We start from the raw sequence: 17358 nt of genomic DNA on the forward strand, positions 1-17358 counted from the left end.
CCGGCCCCCTGTTCGGGAGCCGGCCGGCGTCGTGTGTGCGGGTGTCACCAGAGCTGCTGGACGATGTCCGCCGCCTGCTCCTCCCACTGCGCGTACGCGTACGGGAAGGCGGAGACCTGGACGGTCTGCGCCGCGGTGGTCAGCGGCAGGTCCTGCCAGCCGCCCACGTTCTTCAGCGCGCTGAAGAACGCCGTGGCGGAGTACTCCGGGTCGGTGATCTGGTCGGGCGTACCCCAACCGGACGACGGGCGCTGCTGGAACAGGCCCTGCGAGTCGTGGTCGTTGTACGCGCCGAGGTGGCCGAGGTTGTACAGCTTCGACTCCTGCAACGAGGTGGCGACGCCGATCACCGCGCCACGGTCGCCGACGCCGGTCTTCTTGGCCGCGTCGACGATGGCCCGGGCGTTGGCCAGCTGCGCGTCGTCGAGCGGGATGCGCGACTGGGCGCCCTCGATGCCGTGCGGAATGAGCTTCTCGCGGCTCGGCTTGCCAGCCGGGGGCTTGCCGGTGGCGGAGCCGGTGGTCAGCCCGGATTCGACGGGCTGGTCCTCCTGGCGTGCCGTGGTGGCGGCCTTTCCGGTGGCGAGGTCGATGGCGGCGACGGCGCCCTGGTGCGGCCCGGAGGTGACCGGGGCGGCGGCCGCCGTCGGCGCGAGTGCCAGGCCACCGAGGGCGGCCACACCCACAACGCTCAGCGCGGTCTTGCGGTACGAGTCCTTAGCGATGGCGGGGAGCCATCGAGTGAAGTCGACCTTCACGATGGTTGCCCTTTCGATCGTGCGGAGCGCTCCGGGGTGAACGCTCCTCGGGAGATGACCGCGGAAAGGGTTTGGGCTCCGGCGGTACGGGGGACACAACCAGGTTCACCTGTCGGGCATTCCGGAAATGCCGGAGGGCTGGCTCGGTGCGGTCCCGGTCACGGCGCAGGTCGGACATGGGGGTGCTGCCGACATCAGGCCGGACAGCCGTGACGGATGGTGTTTTCGGAACCCGGCGGCAACCGTCCGAACGCCAGCCTTTGCTCTGCTTACCTATACGCACCGGCCACGTTCCGTGACCACGGTGAGAGACCTCCGTGGCTGACGGAAAGGGCATATTCGCAGCTCACGGGACGTGGTGCGTAGAGGTAAGCAGAGCAAAGGGGCCATGCACGGTGATGGGGAGGCCGGCAGCTAGCGGTTTGTCGCTACGGTGAGTGGGCGTCTAAGCCAGCACGGTGGGTGAGGTTGCCGTCCGGCTCGCCTTGGCGGACGAGAACGTGCCAGGGCTGTGTGAGGCGCTGGAGGGTCTCCGCGGCCGGGCCCCCGTTCCGCCCACTGCCCGACTCAGTTGTCGCCGTCACCTTCGGACTCCGCATGCCCCGTCCCGACACCCTCGTCCGGAGTGAGCAGTTCCTGGAAGATGGTGATCTGGAGGTCGGCTGGGGCGTCAAGGCGGGAGTTGAGCGACTGCCACGGCGTACGCGTCGGCGGCGCGATCTCGCTCGCACCGGCAGCCACCAGTCGGGCGGTGGTCGCCTCCGTGTCGTCCACCTCGAAGGCCACCCGGATGCGCGGCGCGACCTGCCGGCCCACCTCGACCTCGTCGATCATGCGCTTCTGCGCCGGGTTGGCGATCTCCAGGGTGGCGCGGCCGGCGTCCAGGATCACCACCCGGGCGTCCCCGTCGCCGCTGAACGCCGCCTCCTCGCGGAGGCCGAGCGCGTCGCGGAAGAACGCGACGGCGGCCTCGTGGTCGGCGGCCTCCACCACCAGGCGCAGCTGACGGACGACGGGTACGGGGTGTTCGGCGGCCATGAGCAGGATCTTAGTGCCGGCGTGATCCGGTTAGATTGGACCGTCCGGAAGGGAGCCACCATGGCCCGTGCCCAGCGCGAAGATGCGTACCTGTTGCGGCCGGTCGGGCGGGTCGTCTCGCCACTGACCGACGCGGCGAGTGCGCCGAAGCAGGGCGACGAGGGCGCGCCGGATGCCTGGCTGGTGTTCGACGCGCAGGTCGAGCGGGCCGTGCGCGACGTACCGGTCGGCGCGGAACTGCTGGTGCTGACCTGGTTGGACCGGGCCCGGCGGGACGTGCTGGCGGTGCACCCGCGCGGCGACGAGACGCGGCCGGAGACCGGCGTGTTCAGCACCCGCTCCCCGCACCGGCCCAACCCGATCGGACTGCACCGGGTGCGGGTGCTGGCGGTGGACGGGCTGCGCGTGCGGGTCGCCGACCTGGAGGCGCTGGACGGCACCCCGGTGCTCGACGTCAAGCCGGTGCTGGGCGCGGCCGACGAGCGCTGACGCGCCAGCCGGCCCCGGCGAGGCCAGAGCCGCGCCAGCGGGCCGGCGCAGCGCAGGCCGCGGTCGTGCCGACAGGCCGTCGCGCCGACAGCCCGCGGCCGGCTCAGTGGCCCCGGGCCAGCCACTCCTGAAGGTGCGGCGCCTCCGCGGCGATCGTGGTGTCGTCGCCGTGTCCGGTGTGCACGACCGTCTCCGGCGGCAGGGTGAGCAGCCGGGTCCGGATCGACCGGACGATGGTGTCGAAATCGCTGTACGAGCGGCCGGTGGCGCCCGGACCCCCCGCGAAGAGCGTGTCGCCGGTGAACACCACGCCCAGCTCCGGCGCGTGGAAGCTGCACGCGCCGGGGCTGTGGCCGGGGGTGTGCAGGACCCGCAGCGTGGTGCCGGCCACGTCGATGCTCTGCCCGTCGTGCAACTCGCCGTTGGGCGGCAGCTTGGGGTGGACCATGTCCCAGAGCACCCGGTCGGCGGTGTGCAGCAGCACCGGCGCGCCGGTGGCCTGGGCCAGCTCGGGCGCCACGCGAACGTGGTCGTCGTGCGCGTGGGTGGCCAGGATCGCCCGGACCCGCCGGTCACCCACCACGGCGAGGATCGCGGCCACGTCGTGCGGCGCGTCGAAGACGACGCACTCGGTGTCGTCGCCCAGCACCCAGACGTTGTTGTCCACGTCGAAGGTCTGCCCGTCGAGCGAAAACGTACCGGCGGTGACCGCGTGCTCGACCCGCGCGCTCACGGGAACACCACCACCGACCGGAGCACGTCGCCGTTGTGCATCCGGTCGAACGCGTTCTCGACCTGGTCCAGCGCGATCTCCTCGGTGACGAACGCGTCCAGGTCGAGCCGGCCCTGGAGATACAGCTCGGTGAGCATCGGGAAGTCCCGACTGGGCAGGCAGTCCCCGTACCAGCTGGACTTGAGGGCGCCGCCGCGGCCGAAGACGTCCAGCAGCGGCAGCTCGATCGTCATCTGCGGGGTCGGCACGCCCACCAGCACCACGGTGCCGGCCAGGTCCCGGGCGTAGAACGCCTGCTTCCACGTCTCGGGTCGACCCACGGCGTCGATCACCACGTCGGCGCCGAAGCCGCCGGTGGCGGCGCGGATCGCCTCGACCGGGTCGGTCTCGGAGGCGTTCACGGTGTGCGTGGCGCCGAACTTGCGCGCCCAGTCCAGCTTCCGGGAGTCGGTGTCCACGGCGACGATCGTCGTGGCGCCGGCGAGGGCCGCCCCGGCGACCGCCGCGTCGCCGACGCCACCGCAGCCGATCACCGCGACCGAGTCGCCGCGGGTGACGTTGCCGGTGTTCATGGCCGCGCCCAGACCCGCCATGACCCCGCAGCCGAGCAGTCCCACGGCGGCCGGTCGGGCGGCCGGGTCCACCTTGGTGCACTGTCCGGCGTGCACGAGGGTCTTCTCGGCGAACGCGCCGATGCCCAGGGCCGGTGCGAGTTCGGTGCCGTCGGTGAGGGTCATCCGCTGACGGGCGTTGTGGGTGTTGAAGCAGTACCAGGGGCGGCCACGGCGACAGGCCCGACACACCCCGCAGACCGCCCGCCAGTTGAGCACCACGAAGTCACCCGGGGCGACGTCGGTGACGCCCTCCCCCACCTGCTCGACGATGCCCGCCGCCTCGTGGCCGAGCAGGAACGGGTAGTCGTCGTTGATGCCACCCTCGCGGTAGTGCAGGTCGGTGTGGCAGACCCCGCAGGACTGGATCCGGACGATCGCCTCACCGGGACCGGGATCGGGCACCACGATGGTGGTGACCTCGACCGGCGCGCCCTTGCTGCGGGAGATGACTCCCCGGACTTCCTGGCTCACTTCGCCTCCTGCTGGTGATCTGCGGCGGGGCCGGGTGCCGGGCCGGCGGGTGACCGGGGCCCGGGGGTGAGCCCCTCGCGAACCTACCGCGATCACCACGGCCGGCCCAGTCGGCCCAACGGGTTATCGCCGGCTGCGGCGGGTACGCGGGCCGCATTCGGACCACCGGCCACCAGGAGTGATCATGAAACTGGCGCATCTGCCACTGCGGGTCAGCATCGGCGCGTTCATCCTCAACTCTGGTCTGAGCAAGCGCAATCTGGAAGGCGGCGCAGCCGAGGGCATGCACGGGATGGCGGTCGCGGCCATGCCGCAACTCGGCCAGCTGGAGCCGGCGCGCTTCGCCAAGCTGCTGTCGTACTCCGAGATCGCCCTGGGGGCCGCGCTGCTCGCGCCGTTCGTCCCGGCCCCCCTGGCCGGGCTCGGTCTGACGGCCTTCGGCGCGGGCCTGATGCAGCTCTACCTGAAGACGCCGGGGATGCGGGAGCCGGGCAGCGTGCGTCCGACCCAGCAGGGCACGGGGTTCGCCAAGGACATCTGGCTGCTCGGCGCCGGGCTGACCCTGGTGCTGGAGGGGCTGACCCACGGCCGCCGGCACCACTGACCCGACCCGCCGGGACGCCGCGCGCCGGGTGGCGCAGGCCGGTTGACCGCCCGCGCCGCAGATCACGCCTGGAACGGGTGCTCGGCTCGCTATCGTGTGGGCGACCCGAGGAGCTGCGTTGACCCGTTCCCCTTCCGTACGGCCTTTCTACCGGCCGATGCGGCCCCGTCTCCGGGACGAGCCGCACCGCTCGGCCACCCCGCTGGAGCTGTTCTTCGACCTGTGTTTCGTGGTGGCCGTGGCGCAGGCCGCCGGCAATCTGCACCACGACGTCTCCGAGGGCCACCTCGGCCACGCGGTGATCAGTTACCTGATGGTGTTCTTCGCGATCTGGTGGTCGTGGATGAACTTCACCTGGTTCGCCTCGGCCTACGACACGGACGACGACGTCTACCGGATCACCACTCTGGTGCAGATCGCCGGTGCGCTGATCATCGCGGCCGGCGTGCCACGCGCGTTCACCGACGGCGACTTCACCGTCATCACCTACGGGTACGTGGTGATGCGGCTGGCCGCCGTCGTGCACTGGACCCGGGCGGCCGCGGGCGACCCCGAGCACCGTTCCGCGGCCCGCCGCTACGCCATCGGCGTGACCGTCGTGCAGATCGGCTGGTTGCTGCGGCTGACCCTGCCCGACGAGTGGGGCATCGCGTCGTTCGTGCTGCTGGCGCTGGCCGACCTGCTGGTGCCGGCGGTGGCCGAGCGGCCCGGGATGACACCGTGGCACCCCCGGCACATCACCGAGCGGTACGGACTGTTCACCCTGATCGTGCTCGGCGAGGCGGTGCTGTCCATCTCGCTGGCGATCCAGACCGGGCTGGACGCCGGTGCCCATGGCCTCTGGTCGCTCGCGGCGGCCGGCGCGGTCATCGTGTTCGCGATCTGGTGGCTCTACTTCGACCGGCCGGTGGAGGCGCCCGACCGGCTGCCCTACTCGCTGGTCTGGGGCTACGGCCACTATCTGATCTTCGCTGCGGTCGCCGCGGTCGGCGCCGGCCTGGTCGTGGTGGCGGACCACGAGCGGCACATCGCCCACATCTCCGAGGTCACCGCCGGGTACGCGGTGGCCGTCCCGGTCGCCGTCTACCTGCTCACCGTCTGGGTGTTGCACGTGCGCCTGCAGCAGCGCGGCGCGGTGGTCGTGGCGTTCCCGGTCGTCGCACTGCTGGCGCTGCTCGCGCCGCTGGGCCCGGCCCCGGTGGCCCTGCTCGCGCTGCTGCTCTTCGCCCTGGTGACGCTGACGGTGCTGCTGCGCCGGCGTGACGTCCTGCCGACCTCGGCCCCGGAGGCCGACCCGGCCTGAGTCCCGAGCCGCGACGTCCGGCCGGTGCCGGCGCCGCCCTACCCGAAAGCGGACGCGACCTGCCGGCCCGCTGTTGGGCGCGACGGCCCGGGAGTGGGCAGAATTGAGGCATGCTTCGCCGCCGATGGTTGCTGGCCGACCAGCTCGGGCCACACTTCCTCGACGACCCCGACCAGCCGGTGCTGCTGGTGGAGATCCGGGAGTTGTTCCGCCGCCGGCCGATGCACCGGCAGAAGGCGCATCTGATCCTCTCCGCGCTGCGGCACCGGGCGGCGGAGTTGGGCGACCAGGCGCTGCTGTTGCGCGCCGACACGTTCCGGGAGGCGCTGGCGCAGGTCGCCGAGCCGCTCGAGGTGTGCCATCCGCACTCCCGGGCAGCACTGGATTTCGCCCGGTCGGTGCCGGGGTTGAGGGTGCTTCCGCCGCGTGGCTTCATCACCAGCCAGGCCGACTTCGCCGGCTGGGCGGACCGTTCCCGGCGCGGCCCGCTGCGGATGACCGACTTCTACCGGCACGCCCGCCGGTGGCACGCCGTGCTGACCGGCCCGGCCGGCGGCGCCGGAACGACGCGGCGACCACGCGCCGAGGGCGGCGCCACGCCGGCGACCCCGCCACCACCGCCGCCGATCGTCGAGGACGACATCGACGCGGAGGTCCGTCGCGAGCTGGACCGGTGGGCGGCCGACGGGGTGCGGTTCGTCGGCCGGGACGGTCCCCGGCGGTTCCCTGCCACCCACGGCGAGGCACAGGCCCGGCTGGAGCACTTCGTGACCCACCGGCTGGTCGGGTACGGCCGGTACGCCGACGTGATGAGCGCCGACGACCCGCTGTTCGCGCACTCGGCGCTCTCGTCCTCGTTCAACCTCGGGTTGCTCGACCCGGAGTCGGCCGTGCGCGCCGCCGAGCAGGCGTGGCGGGCCGGCACCGCTCCGCGTACGGCGGTGGAGCCGTTCATCCGGGGGCTGCTCGGCTGGCGGGAGTTCCTCTGGCAGCTGTACTGGTACTTCGAACCGCGGTTCCGGGGAGCGGACTGGCTGGCCGCGACCGAGCCGGTGCCGGACTGGTTCGCCGAGTTGGACGCCGACGCGGTGGAGGCCCGCTGCCTGGCCGACGTGCTCGCCTCCGTCCGGGACGGGGCGTGGACGCACCACGCCCCCCGGCTGCTGGTGCTCGGCAACTACGCGCTGCAGCGCGGTTGGCGCCCGACCGAGGTGGTGGACTGGTTCCAGCGCTGCTTCGTCGACGGCGCCGACTGGGTGATGAACGCGACGGTGATCGGCATGAGCCAGTACGCCGATCTGGCCCGGGTGGACACCCGCCCGTACGCGGTGGACGGCACCGACATCGACGAGATCAGCGACTACTGCGCGGGCTGTCGCTACGTGCCCGAGCGGGCGCTCGGCGACCTGGCCTGCCCGTACACCGGGGGTTTCGAAAGCTTTCTGCACCGCAACCGGGAGCGGCTGGTGGCCGACGCGCGACTCGCCGCCGAACTGGCCCGCCGTGCCGAGCCGGAGCACCGCGAGGCGGTGCTGGCCCAGGAGGAGAAGCGCGGCAGCACACCGCCCTGACCGTCAGCCGCGGCCGGCGTCGGCGGCCGGCACCGCACCGGCGGACGGCGTCGGGCGGACGACACCCCGGTTCAAACCGGTGACCAGCAGCCGGTTGTACGAGGCCGGCAGCAGTCGGGCCAGCAGGTCCGGCACCTTCGCCGACCAGCCGATCAGCACCCGGCCCCGGCGTCGCTCGACGCCCCGCAGGATCACCTCGGCGGCCCGTTCCGGCGCGATGGTGAGCAGCTTCTCGAACTGCGCCCGGCCGGCCGTGTACTCCTCGAGGGAGACGCCGCTGCCGACGCGGGCGTTCTCGGTGATCCGGGTGCGGATCCCGCCGGGGTGCACCGAGGTCACTCCGATGCCGTCGTCGACCAGCTCGTGGCGCAGCGCCTCGGTGAGGCCGCGCACCGCGAACTTGCTCGCCGAGTAGGCGGCCTGCCCGGCGGGGGCGATCAGCCCGAACAGGCTGGAGACGTTGACCAGGTGCGCGCCGGGCTCCGCCTTGAGGGTGGGCAGCAGCGCGTGGGTCAGCTGCGCCACGGCCCGGAAGTTGATGTCGATCACCCAGCTGAACTCGTCGAACGTCACCTGGTCGAACCGGCCGCCGAGGCCGACTCCGGCGTTGTTGACCAGCAGCCGTACCCGTGGGTGCCGTTGACCGATCTCGACGGCCACCCGCGCGGTGGCGGCCGCGTCCGCGAGGTCCACCAAATAGGTGTGCAGCTGGCGGTCCGGGTGGTCGACGCGGATGGCGGCGGCGACCGCGTCGAGCCGCCCTGCGTCGCGGTCCAGCAGGACCAGGTCGCTGCCCCGTCGCGCGAGCGCGTGTGCCAGCGCGGCACCGATGCCGCTGGCCGCGCCGGTGACCACGGCCGTCGCGCCGGCGAAGTCGAACCTCTGCACGATCGGTGCTCCTTTCCTGGCGGGCCCCGGCGACCTGGCCGGGGGTGGATCGGTACGCGTCCGGACCGTCCGGTCAGCGGACCGGGGTGCCGGTCGGTGGCGCGGCCGGCGCGGCGGGCTCGTCGGGCGCGGTCACGCCGCGGGCGCGGGAGAACCGCACGCCCTCGTCGGTGAGCCGGCCGTGCCGCATCAGCAGCACGTCGCGGGCGTAGTTCTGGTACAGCCGCCACGGCGCGGCGGCGCCCTGCTTGGGCAGCGCGTCGACGCTGCGCAGCACGTACCCGGAGCGCAGGTCGATGAGCGGCACCCGCTCGCCGTCGGGCGGCGGGAGCGGGGTGACGACGTGCTGGCCGGTGCGGTCCAGGTGGCGCAGCAGCCGGCAGACGTAGCCGGCGACCAGGTCGGCCTTGAGCGTCCACGAGGCGTTCGTGTAGCCGATGGTGAGTGCGAAGTTGGGTACGCCGGAGAGCATCATGCCCTTGTAGGCGACGGTGCCGGCCAGGTCGACCTCGACGCCGTCCACGCGGAGCGTCAGGCCGCCGAGGGCGAGCACGTTGAGCCCGGTGGCGGTGACCACGATGTCGGCGGGCAACTCGTCGCCGGAGGCCAACCGGACGCCGTGCGTCGTGAAGGTGTCGATGGTGTCGGTGACCACCGACGCCGTGCCCTGCTCCAGGGCGGTGAACAGGTCGCCGTCCGGCACCACGCAGAGCCGCTGGTCCCACGGGTCGTAGCGGGGCGAGAAGTGCCGGTCGATGTCGTAGCCGACCGGCAGCCGGCCCTTCGCGGCCCGGCGCAGCAGCCGCTTCACCAGCCCGGGCGCGCGCCGGCTGAGCTGGAAGTTGACGGTGGACAGCAGCACGTTCTTCCAGCGCACCACCGGATACGCGGCCTTCGCCGGCAGCCAGCGGCGCAGCGCGTCGGCCAGGACGTCGCGCGAGGGCAGCGCCATGACGTACGTGGGTGAGCGCTGGAGCATGGTCACGTGGGCGGCGCGCTCGGCCAGCGCGGGCACCAGGGTGACCGCCGTGGCGCCGCTGCCGATGACCACCACCCGCCTGCCGGTGTGGTCGAGGTCGTCCGGCCAGTGCTGCGGGTGCACCAGGCGCCCGGCGTACGCGTCGACGCCGGGCAGCGGCGGGGTGTATCCCTCGTCGTAGCGGTAGTAGCCGGTGCAGGCGAAGAGGAACGAGCAGGTCAGGACGATGGTCTCGGCGGTGTCGGCGCGCTGGGCGTGCACCGTCCAGCGGGCGGTGTCGCTGTCCCACTCGGCGCGTACGACCCGGTGCCCGAAGCGGATGTGCCGCTGCACGTCGTACTCCCGGGCGGTTTCGCGGACGTACTCGCGGATGGCCTCGCCGTCGGCGATGGCCTTCGGGTCGGTCCACGGCTTGAAGGAGTAGCCGAGGGTGAACATGTCCGAGTCGGACCGGACGCCCGGGTAGCGGAACAGGTCCCAGGTGCCGCCGATGGCGTCGCGCGCCTCGAACACCGCGTACGTCTTGTCGGGGCAGTCGCGGCGCAGGTGGCACGCGGCGCCGATGCCGGACAGGCCGGCTCCGACGATGAGCACGTCGACATGGTCGGAGGTCATGGCATTCCTCCATCCGGGGCAGTGGACGGACACTATCCACCGCCGTCGACAGCAGTCAACACCCTGTCGAGTGTCATCGACAGGGTGTTGAGTTCGGGTAGCATCACCGGACATGACGACCGCCCGCACCGGCGCCGGGCGAGCGAGCCCGCGCGGTCGCCGCGCCGCCCGTTCCACCGGCGACGACCGGGAGACGGCGATCCTGGCCACCGCCGAGCGGCTGCTGGAGCAGAGGGCGTTCGGCGACATCTCGATCGACGACCTGGCCCGGGGCGCCGGCATCTCCCGGCCGACGTTTTACTTCTACTTTCCGTCCAAGGACGCCGTGCTGCTGACCCTGTTGGACCGGGTCACCGAGGAGGCCGACGCGGCCGCCGGAGACGTGCTCGTCCGGCTCGCGGAGGACCCGCGGGCCCGGTGGCGCGAGCTGATCCAGCGGTTCCACGAGACGTTCGGCGCGCACCGCGCGCTGGTGCTCGCCTGCGCGCAGGTCCGCGGCACCAACGCCGAGGTACGCCGGCTCTGGGCGGCGGTGCTGGAACGCTGGGTGCAGGCCATCGAGGCCGCCATCGAGGCGGAACGACGACGCGGCGCGGCCCCGGACGGGCTGCCCGCCCGGGACCTCGCCATCGCGCTCAACTCGATGAACGAGCGCGTCTGGTACGCCACGTTCGCGGGCGACGGCCCGGCGGTCGACGAGCGGGACGTGGTGGACGTGCTGCTCGACCTCTGGATGGCCGGTATCTACCGCGACACCGCCGTCCCGCCGTCGACCTGAGCTACTGCGCCGCCTTGGTGAAGGTCATGATCCAGTTGGTTTCCCAGGTGCGCTCGCCGTCGGTGGAGAACGCCTGCTCCCAGCGGGCGGTGGTCGCGGTGATCTCCGACCAGATGAACCGGCACCGCACCGGGCGCCCCTCATGCTGGTCGTCGGCGTAGAAGCGGCCGACGCCGTCGACGAAGCGGCCCACCATCGGCGGCTGCTCCAGCTCGCCGCGGTCGCTGCTCATCCAGTAGATCGACCATTCCTGGCGGGCGGGGTCGAAGATCCGCACCGTGGCGCCGGCCGAGCCCCTGGTCGGGAAGGTGATCTCGTCGAAGTGGCCGCCGCCGCCGAAGAAGCCGTGGGCGACCGACAGCCCCGGAAACTCCTCCCACTCGTCGGAGCCCACCAGCCGCTTGCGCAGCCGACGGTTGACCACGTTCCAGGTGCCCACAAAGAAGTCGAAGTCGCCCATCAGCGGCCCACCGGCCCTTCCGCTCGTGTGTCGTGCAGGTAACCGGTCAGGTCGGGACTCTCCGGCGCCAGCATGTGCCGGACCCAGGCGGCCCGCTCGTGCTCCAGCACCGCCAACTCCCAGACGCAGCCCACCGCGGGGCGGCGAAGCTCGACGAAGTGTGCCGGATCATCGTCCGGGCAGTCCAGCGCCGGCTGCCCGGCCGCCGCGGTGCGCACCTCCACCGCGTTGTCCCACACCCAGGTGTACGCCAGCAGGTAGGCGCCGGTGTCCGCACCCCGGTGCAGCACCACCCACCCGGCGGCCGGAGTGCCGTCGTCGGCGACGTCCGCCAGCAGCGCCGGCAGCAGGTCGTACGCGGCCTTCTCCACCTCCGGCTCGATGGGCCGTTCCGGCTGGTCGATGTGGTAGCGCTTGAGCTGCCGGCCGTCCACCATGACCGGTCCCGGCGTTCGTAGATCCTTGTCGCGAAAAGCCATGCCGGGACGGTAGAACGACTCCCCTGACAGCTAGTGTCAGTGAAGTGCGGGCCAGTCGACTTCTCTCCCTCCTGCTGCTGCTCCAGTCGCACGGCCGGCTCACCGCCGCGCAGCTCGCCGAGCGGTTGGCCGTCTCACCGCGGACGATCTACCGGGACGTGGAGTCGCTGCACGCCGCCGGCATCCCGCTCTACGGCGAGGCCGGGCACGCCGGCGGCTACCAACTCGTCGACGGCTGGCGGACCCGGCTGACCGGGCTGACCGCCGAGGAGGCCGACCGGCTCTTCCTCGCCGGGCTGCCCGGGCCCGCCGACGAGCTTGGCTACGGCGACGTGGTGGCCGCGCTGCAACTCAAGCTGCACGCCGCGCTGCCCACCCCGCTGCGCGACCGGGCCACCCAGCTCCAGCAACGCTTCCACCTGGACACGCCCGGCTGGTACGCCGACGGCGACGCCTCCCCCGAGCTGGCCCGCACGGCTGAGGCGGTCTGGCGGCAGCACCGAATCGAGGTGCGCTACCGCAGCTGGGACGGCGAGGTGACCCGGGTGCTGGAGCCGTACGGCCTGGTGCTCAAGGGCGGCCGGTGGTACGTGGTGGCCGACCGGCCGGGCCGTGGCGCCCCGGCGACCTACCGGGTCAACCAGATCCTCGCGCTGACCCCTCTCGGCCAGGAGTTCGACCGGCCGGACGACTTCGACCTGCCGGCCTGGTGGCGCGCGCACGTCGTGCAGTTCCGGGCCCGGCTGCACCAGGACGAGGCCACCGTGCGGCTCTCCCCGGGCGGCCGGGAGCGGCTGCGGGAGATCGGCAGCGATCCGGTGGTGGCCGCGGTGGACGCCAGCGCCGGGCCACCGGACGCCCGGGGCTGGGTGACCGCGACGCTGCCGATCGAGTCGCTCACCCACGCGCATGGCGACCTGCTGCGCCTCGGTGCCGACGTGGAGGTGCTGACGCCGGTCGCGCTGCGCGAGCGGCTGGCCGCCACGGCTGCCGGACTGGCCGCCCTCTACGCCCCCAGCGGACAGCCGGCACGGTAGCGGCCCGCGGCATCTTCTCCACAATGGAAGATCTGCGGGGCATCGACTGTCGGCACGGTGTGCCACCCTGGGACGGTCACCAGCGGTCACCGGAGGTGAGGCTCACGTTACGGCTACACGCACTGGTCGCCGTCCCCGGCACCGGGCCGGTGACCCTCGACGTACCGGCCGGCACGACGGCCGCCCTGGTGGCGCCGCCCCGGGTCGGCACGGCCGTGGCCCGGGTCCTGGCCGGCCTCGCCGCCCCGGTCACCGGCCGGGTCGTGGTCGGCGACCGGGACGTCACCGCCCAACCGCCGCCACGCCGGCAGATCGGCTACGTGCCCGCCGGCGGCGCGCTGCTGCCCCAGCTCACCGTGCGCCGCAACATCGAGTACGGCCAGCGCAAACGCGAACGGGTGCACGAGGTGGCCGACGACTGGACGGCCACCGTGGTCGACCGGCTGGAGCTGGCCCCGACGCTCGCGCTGCTGCCGCACCTGCTCTCCGACGCCCAACGGTTCCGGGTGGCCCTCGCCCGGGCCGCCGTCTGCCTGCCCGAGGTGCTCGTCGTCGACCTGCCCACCGAACCGGCCGGCGGCAGCCGCCTCGGCGACCTGCTGCCCCGACTGTCCCCACCGGACGCGCCCGGAGTCGCGGTGCTCGTGTGCACCGCCGATCCGGCCACCCTGGCCGAGATCCCGCGCCGGCACGACCTGGTCACCGAGGCCGAGGGGGTGGCCGGATGACGCCGGCCGGCCGGGTGACCCGGCGTACGCTGCTGCGGGCCGCCGCGGCCGGCGCCACGGCCGCCACGGCCGGCTGCGCGGGCGGCACCCGCTCGGTGCAGGTGGCGGTGGTGTGGAGCAGCGACGAGCTGGACCGGTTCCGCGAGGTGGTGGCCGGCTACCCGGGCACCGTGCACGTGGTCAGCGCCGGCAACGACATCGACGCGTTCCTGCGCGCCCGGCACCTCGCCGGCACCAGCCCCGACGTCGCCATCCTGCCGCGTCCCGGCCTGGTCACCGAGTACGCCGAGCGAGGCTGGTTGAGCCCGGTGCGGCCGTCGAGCGAGTACGCGGTGCCCACCGGGCTGAGCGACCTGCTGATGACCCGCGGGCGGCGCTACGGCGTCTGGGTGAAGGCGGCGCACAAGTCGCTGATCTGGCATCTGCCGTCGGTGCTGCCCGAGACGCCGGGCACCTGGGACGAGCTGGTCACGCTGACGCGCACCCTCGGCGCGCTCGCCCGGCGCGGGTCCGGCCCGGCGCCGCTGGCGATCGGCGCGGCGGACGGCTGGGTGCTCACCGACTGGTTCGAGAACGTCCTGGCCGACCTGACGCCCGACGCGTACGACGCGCTCGCCGGGTCGGACGCCGACTGGCAGGGCCGACCGGTGCGCGACGCCCTGGACCGGCTCGCCGAACTGTGGAGCATCGACGGCGCCTTCCCCGGCGGCGGCCGCCGCGCCCTGCTCACCCAGTACGAGGAGTCGGTGATCCAGGTCGTGCGCTCCCGGCGGGCGGTGATGGTCTTCGAGGCCGACTTCACCGCCGAGGTGATCGGCACGTTCCGACGCGGTCCGGAGGAGCCGGAGACCTTCCCGTTCCCGAGCGCCCGGCCGGGCGCCCGCGGCCCCCTGATCGTCGGCGGTGACGCGGCGGTGGCGTTCGCCGACGCCCGCGGCGGCGTGGAGCTGGTCGAGTGGCTCACCAGAGCCGACTCGTTCCAGCCGTGGTTGCGCGTCGGCGGTTACCTCTCCCCGAACACCACCATCCCGCTGGACGGTTACGTCGACCCGGTCCGCCGCCGGCTCGCCGAGGAGATGCGCGCCCCCGGCACCCTGCGCTTCGACCTCTCCGACCAGCTGCCCGGCCCGTTCACCGGCTCCGACGGGCTGGGGATCTGGCGGATCATGCAGGACTTCTTCGCCGACGTCACCGACGGCGTACCGGCCGCCGAGGCGGTCCGTCGCGCCACCGGCCAGCTCGCCGCGGCGGCCCGCAGCGCGGACGGCGGCCGATGAGCCAGGTGAAGGTGCTCGGCGAGCTGGCCGTCCTCGACGACGTCGGGCCGGCCCGGCGTGGCCGGGCCTACCCGGCGGCCGGGGCCACCTCCGCGCTGCTGCTGCCCGCCATGGTGCTGCTCGGCGGGCTGGTGGTGTGGCCGGTGCTGCGGACGTTGCACGCCAGTGTCACCACCGGCGGGCACTGGGTCGGCGCCGCCCACTTCCGCACCGCGCTCGCCGCGCCGGACACCGGAGCCGTGGTCGGCCGCACGGTCCTCTGGGCGGTGCTGGTGCCGGCGGTGGTGACAGCGCTGGGCTACCTGCTCGCCGCCGCGTCCCGCCGCTCGCAGGAGGGTGGCCTGGTCCGCCTCATCCTGCTGGTGCCGGTGGCGTTGCCGCTGGTCGTCACCGGGGTGACGTTCCGCCTGATGTACGACCCCGACCCCACCCGGGGTCTGGCCACGCTGGTCGCCGCGCGGTTGACCGGCCGGTCCGCCGAGGACGCCCCGCAGCTGCTCGGGCCGGGCCTGGTCACGGTGGCGCTGATGTCCGCGTTCGTCTGGGCCTGGGTGGGTCTGGCGGTGCTGGTCTTCCGGGCGGCGCTGGACGCGGTGCCGCCGAGCCTGGCGGACGCGGTCCGCGCCTACGGCGGTGGTCGCCGGCACGTGCTGTGGGACGCGCAGTGGCGGCCGCTGCTGCTGCGGACGGTCGCGGTGGTCTTCGCGTTGGTGGCGGTGGGCACCAGCCGCACCTTCGACCTGATCCTGGTGATGACTCCCGGCTCGGTCCGCGACGAGGCCGCCGTGCTCGCGCTGCGGGTCTGGCAGACCTCCGGCGGCACCACCACCGGTGAGGGGGCCGCGCTCGGCGTGGTGTGGCTGGCGGCGGTCGTCGGCGGGATCCTGGTGGCGGCGTTGTTCGTCCGGCAGGCGTGGCCCCCGCCGCGGGCCGAGACGCCGCCGGGCCCGGACCGGGTGGCGCCGCCCCGGCGGGTGTTCCGGCTGCTCGCGGCGGGCGCCGCGGTGGCCTGGCTGGTGCCGCTGGTGGTGCTGGTCGCCACCTCCCTGCACGGGCGGGTGGATTCCGCCGCGCGCGGCTGGTGGTCGGCGCCGCCGGGGCTCGGCTCGTATCGCCAGATGGTCACCGGCACCGAGCTGTGGCGGACGCTGGCCTTCACGCTGCTGCTGGCCACCGTGGTGACCGCCACGGTGCTGGTGGTGGCGCTGCTGGCCGCGTACCCGCTGGCCTGGTTGACCGGTCCGGCCGCGCAGGCCACCGGGCTGCTGCTGCTGGCGGCCAGCGTCGTGCCCGTCCAGGTCATCGCCGGGCCGGTCAACGAGGTGCTGGGCCTGGTGCTCTCCTCCGGCACGGCTCGGGGTCTGGCCCTGGTGCACGTGGCGCTGGGCGTCCCGTTCGCGGTGCTGGTGCTGCGCAACGCGTTCGCCGACCTGCCGGCCGAGCAGGTCCGCGGCGCCCGGCTGGGCGGGCGGCGCTGGTGGGGCACCCTGCGCCGGCTGGCCCGGCACAACCTGCCGGCGGTGGTGGCGGTCTCCGTGCTGGAGTTCGTCCAGGTCTGGAACGACCTGGTGGTGGGCCTGCTGTTCAGCGGGCCGGAGGCGGCACCGCTGGGGCACTTCCTGGCCGGGCAGACCCGGGGCTTCGTCAGCAACAGCGGTCTGCTGGCCGCCAGCTCGGTGCTCGCCTCGGTGCTGCCGGTGGTGCTGGTGGTCCTCGCCCGGCGGCAGCTCGTCGCCGGCCTGGTCTCCGGCGGCGTCCGGTGACCAGCCCCACCGGCACCGGCCGGGGGCCGCGCTGGCCGGTGCTGATCGCCGTCGGCACGCTGGTCAGCGGGGTGCTCGGCAACCTGGCCAGCAACCTGCTCTCCGAGCTGGCGGCCAGCGTGCTCGGGCCCGCCAGCATCGTGCTGGTGGTCACCGGCGGGATCGGCTTCGTGGTGTTCGAGATGCGCCGGCGCCGGGCCGGTCGGGAGGTGAGCCCCGAGCCCACCGAGGTCGTCGCCGCGCCCGCCGCCGGCGCGCCGACGCTGCCCTACCCGGCCGGCTTCACCGGCCGCGACGAGCACGTCGAGGCGGTGCTCGCGCTGCTCGCCCGGGAGCATGCGGTGGCCGTGCTGGGCCGGCGCGCCGTGGGCACCTCCGCCTGCGCGGTGCAGGCGGCGAACCTGTGCCGGGAGGACTTCCCGGACGGGCAGTACTACCTCGACCTGCGCCGCGGCGGTCGCCCCCGGTCCGCCCGGCAGGTCCTCACCGCGCTGGCCGGGGTGCTGGGCACCGCTGCGCCGATCTCGGGCCGGCCGGACGCCCTCGCGGTCGCCGCCGACGCGCTGCGTGGCCAGCTCGACGGCCGCAAGATCCTGTTGGTGCTGGACAACGTCGACCGACCCGAGCAGGTCCGGCCGCTGCTTCCGCCCACCGCGCGGACCTGCCGGCTGCTGCTCGCCGGCGGTCCGGCGCTGAGCGGGCTGGAGGGGGTGGTCACGCACTGGATCGCCGAGCCCGGCCCGGCCGAGGCGGTCGAGTTGTTCGCCGCCGCG

Annotated in this window: 17 protein-coding genes and 1 pseudogene; 10 read left to right on the forward strand and 8 right to left on the reverse strand. The window is 73.6% G+C overall.

From position 1 onward, the window contains the following. Positions 1 to 44: 44 nt before the first annotated feature. Positions 45 to 758: a hypothetical protein gene (locus EAD98_RS11560; protein WP_121654050.1), complete on the reverse strand. Its 714-nt coding sequence runs from the start codon at positions 756 to 758 to the stop codon at positions 45 to 47. Positions 759 to 1325: 567 nt separating this feature from the next. Then, a complete protein-coding gene (locus EAD98_RS11565) occupies positions 1326 to 1796 on the reverse strand; it encodes a VOC family protein (protein ID WP_121654051.1) in 471 nt (156 codons plus the stop codon). Positions 1797 to 1856: 60 nt separating this feature from the next. Between EAD98_RS11565 and tsaA the strand changes: the two genes are divergently transcribed. After that, positions 1857 to 2285, forward strand: coding sequence for a tRNA (N6-threonylcarbamoyladenosine(37)-N6)-methyltransferase TrmO (tsaA, locus tag EAD98_RS11570; protein WP_121654052.1), 429 nt, complete (start codon positions 1857 to 1859; stop codon positions 2283 to 2285). Between the two features lie 103 nt (positions 2286 to 2388). Here the strand turns inward: tsaA and EAD98_RS11575 are convergent, their stop codons facing one another. Together EAD98_RS11575 and EAD98_RS11580 are read right to left on the reverse strand one after the other, a co-directional pair. Beyond that, the gene (locus EAD98_RS11575; RefSeq protein ID WP_121654053.1) at positions 2389 to 3018 is read right to left on the reverse strand and encodes an MBL fold metallo-hydrolase; all 630 of its coding nucleotides are present in this window, start codon (positions 3016 to 3018) and stop codon (positions 2389 to 2391) included. Further along, entirely contained in the window at positions 3015 to 4103 is a 1089-nt protein-coding gene (locus EAD98_RS11580; RefSeq protein ID WP_121654054.1) for an S-(hydroxymethyl)mycothiol dehydrogenase, read from the reverse strand. Before EAD98_RS11580 ends, EAD98_RS11575 begins: the two co-directional genes overlap by 4 nt. Positions 4104 to 4287: 184 nt before the next feature. Here EAD98_RS11580 and EAD98_RS11585 point away from each other — a divergent pair, with 184 nt between their 5' ends. The 3 genes from EAD98_RS11585 to EAD98_RS11595 all read left to right on the forward strand — a co-directional run bounded on the left by EAD98_RS11585 (position 4288) and on the right by EAD98_RS11595 (position 7581). Further along, complete coding sequence (locus EAD98_RS11585) at positions 4288 to 4707, forward strand: hypothetical protein (protein WP_121654055.1); 420 nt, start codon at positions 4288 to 4290, stop codon at positions 4705 to 4707. 157 nt (positions 4708 to 4864) lie between these two features. After that, positions 4865 to 6010: a low temperature requirement protein A gene (locus tag EAD98_RS11590; protein ID WP_233583800.1), complete on the forward strand. Its 1146-nt coding sequence runs from the start codon at positions 4865 to 4867 to the stop codon at positions 6008 to 6010. 110 nt (positions 6011 to 6120) lie between these two features. Further along, a complete protein-coding gene (locus EAD98_RS11595) occupies positions 6121 to 7581 on the forward strand; it encodes a cryptochrome/photolyase family protein (protein ID WP_121654057.1) in 1461 nt (486 codons plus the stop codon). A gap of 3 nt (positions 7582 to 7584) precedes the next feature. Here EAD98_RS11595 and EAD98_RS11600 read toward each other — a convergent pair whose 3' ends face one another. Together EAD98_RS11600 and EAD98_RS11605 are read right to left on the reverse strand one after the other, a co-directional pair. Continuing rightward, on the reverse strand, positions 7585 to 8469 hold the full coding sequence (locus tag EAD98_RS11600; protein ID WP_121654058.1) for an SDR family oxidoreductase: 885 nt from the start codon (positions 8467 to 8469) through the stop codon (positions 7585 to 7587). A 73-nt stretch (positions 8470 to 8542) separates the two neighbouring features. Beyond that, positions 8543 to 10063 carry an NAD(P)/FAD-dependent oxidoreductase gene (locus EAD98_RS11605; protein WP_233583801.1) on the reverse strand — a complete coding sequence of 507 codons (1521 nt, stop codon included), beginning with the start codon at positions 10061 to 10063 and terminating at the stop codon, positions 8543 to 8545. 112 nt (positions 10064 to 10175) lie between these two features. Between EAD98_RS11605 and EAD98_RS11610 the strand changes: the two genes are divergently transcribed. Continuing rightward, entirely contained in the window at positions 10176 to 10841 is a 666-nt protein-coding gene (locus EAD98_RS11610; RefSeq protein ID WP_121654059.1) for a TetR/AcrR family transcriptional regulator, read from the forward strand. 1 nt (position 10842) lies between these two features. On the opposite strand, the gene EAD98_RS11615 is transcribed toward EAD98_RS11610, so the two are convergent. Continuing rightward, positions 10843 to 11301: a hypothetical protein gene (locus EAD98_RS11615; protein WP_121654060.1), complete on the reverse strand. Its 459-nt coding sequence runs from the start codon at positions 11299 to 11301 to the stop codon at positions 10843 to 10845. Then, the gene (locus EAD98_RS11620; RefSeq protein ID WP_121654061.1) at positions 11301 to 11780 is read right to left on the reverse strand and encodes a hypothetical protein; all 480 of its coding nucleotides are present in this window, start codon (positions 11778 to 11780) and stop codon (positions 11301 to 11303) included. The genes EAD98_RS11615 and EAD98_RS11620 overlap by 1 nt, the downstream gene beginning before the upstream one ends. Positions 11781 to 11824: 44 nt before the next feature. Between EAD98_RS11620 and EAD98_RS11625 the strand changes: the two genes are divergently transcribed. From EAD98_RS11625 to EAD98_RS11645, 5 genes and pseudogenes are all read left to right on the forward strand, one after another. After that, entirely contained in the window at positions 11825 to 12817 is a 993-nt protein-coding gene (locus EAD98_RS11625; protein ID WP_121654062.1) for a YafY family protein, read from the forward strand. Between the two features lie 95 nt (positions 12818 to 12912). Next, entirely contained in the window at positions 12913 to 13545 is a 633-nt protein-coding gene (locus tag EAD98_RS11630; RefSeq protein ID WP_158609788.1) for an ATP-binding cassette domain-containing protein, read from the forward strand. After that, positions 13542 to 14822, forward strand: coding sequence for an extracellular solute-binding protein (locus tag EAD98_RS11635; protein WP_121654064.1), 1281 nt, complete (start codon positions 13542 to 13544; stop codon positions 14820 to 14822). The genes EAD98_RS11630 and EAD98_RS11635 overlap by 4 nt, the downstream gene beginning before the upstream one ends. Next, a complete protein-coding gene (locus tag EAD98_RS11640) occupies positions 14819 to 16585 on the forward strand; it encodes an ABC transporter permease subunit (protein ID WP_121654065.1) in 1767 nt (588 codons plus the stop codon). The genes EAD98_RS11635 and EAD98_RS11640 overlap by 4 nt, the downstream gene beginning before the upstream one ends. Continuing rightward, a pseudogene (locus tag EAD98_RS11645) lies at positions 16582 to 17358 on the forward strand (hypothetical protein); the annotation flags it as partial. The gene EAD98_RS11640 and the pseudogene EAD98_RS11645, both read left to right, overlap by 4 nt.

Source organism: Micromonospora sp. CV4 (genome assembly GCF_003667455.1).
Taxonomy (GTDB): Bacteria; Actinomycetota; Actinomycetes; order Mycobacteriales; family Micromonosporaceae; genus Micromonospora.

Excerpts from the sequence above, each read along its gene's own strand:
- EAD98_RS11590 (WP_233583800.1), top strand. The coding sequence starts at position 4,865 with ATGCGGCCCCGTCTCCGGGACGAGCCGCACCGCTCGGCCACCCCGCTG.
- EAD98_RS11620 (WP_121654061.1), bottom strand. The coding sequence starts at position 11,780 with ATGGCTTTTCGCGACAAGGATCTACGAACGCCGGGACCGGTCATGGTG.
- EAD98_RS11565 (WP_121654051.1), bottom strand. The coding sequence starts at position 1,796 with ATGGCCGCCGAACACCCCGTACCCGTCGTCCGTCAGCTGCGCCTGGTG.
- EAD98_RS11595 (WP_121654057.1), top strand. The coding sequence starts at position 6,121 with ATGCTTCGCCGCCGATGGTTGCTGGCCGACCAGCTCGGGCCACACTTC.
- EAD98_RS11615 (WP_121654060.1), bottom strand. The coding sequence starts at position 11,301 with ATGGGCGACTTCGACTTCTTTGTGGGCACCTGGAACGTGGTCAACCGT.
- EAD98_RS11585 (WP_121654055.1), top strand. The coding sequence starts at position 4,288 with ATGAAACTGGCGCATCTGCCACTGCGGGTCAGCATCGGCGCGTTCATC.
- tsaA (WP_121654052.1), top strand. The coding sequence starts at position 1,857 with ATGGCCCGTGCCCAGCGCGAAGATGCGTACCTGTTGCGGCCGGTCGGG.
- EAD98_RS11635 (WP_121654064.1), top strand. The coding sequence starts at position 13,542 with ATGACGCCGGCCGGCCGGGTGACCCGGCGTACGCTGCTGCGGGCCGCC.
- EAD98_RS11640 (WP_121654065.1), top strand. The coding sequence starts at position 14,819 with ATGAGCCAGGTGAAGGTGCTCGGCGAGCTGGCCGTCCTCGACGACGTC.
- EAD98_RS11605 (WP_233583801.1), bottom strand. The coding sequence starts at position 10,063 with ATGACCTCCGACCATGTCGACGTGCTCATCGTCGGAGCCGGCCTGTCC.
- EAD98_RS11610 (WP_121654059.1), top strand. The coding sequence starts at position 10,176 with ATGACGACCGCCCGCACCGGCGCCGGGCGAGCGAGCCCGCGCGGTCGC.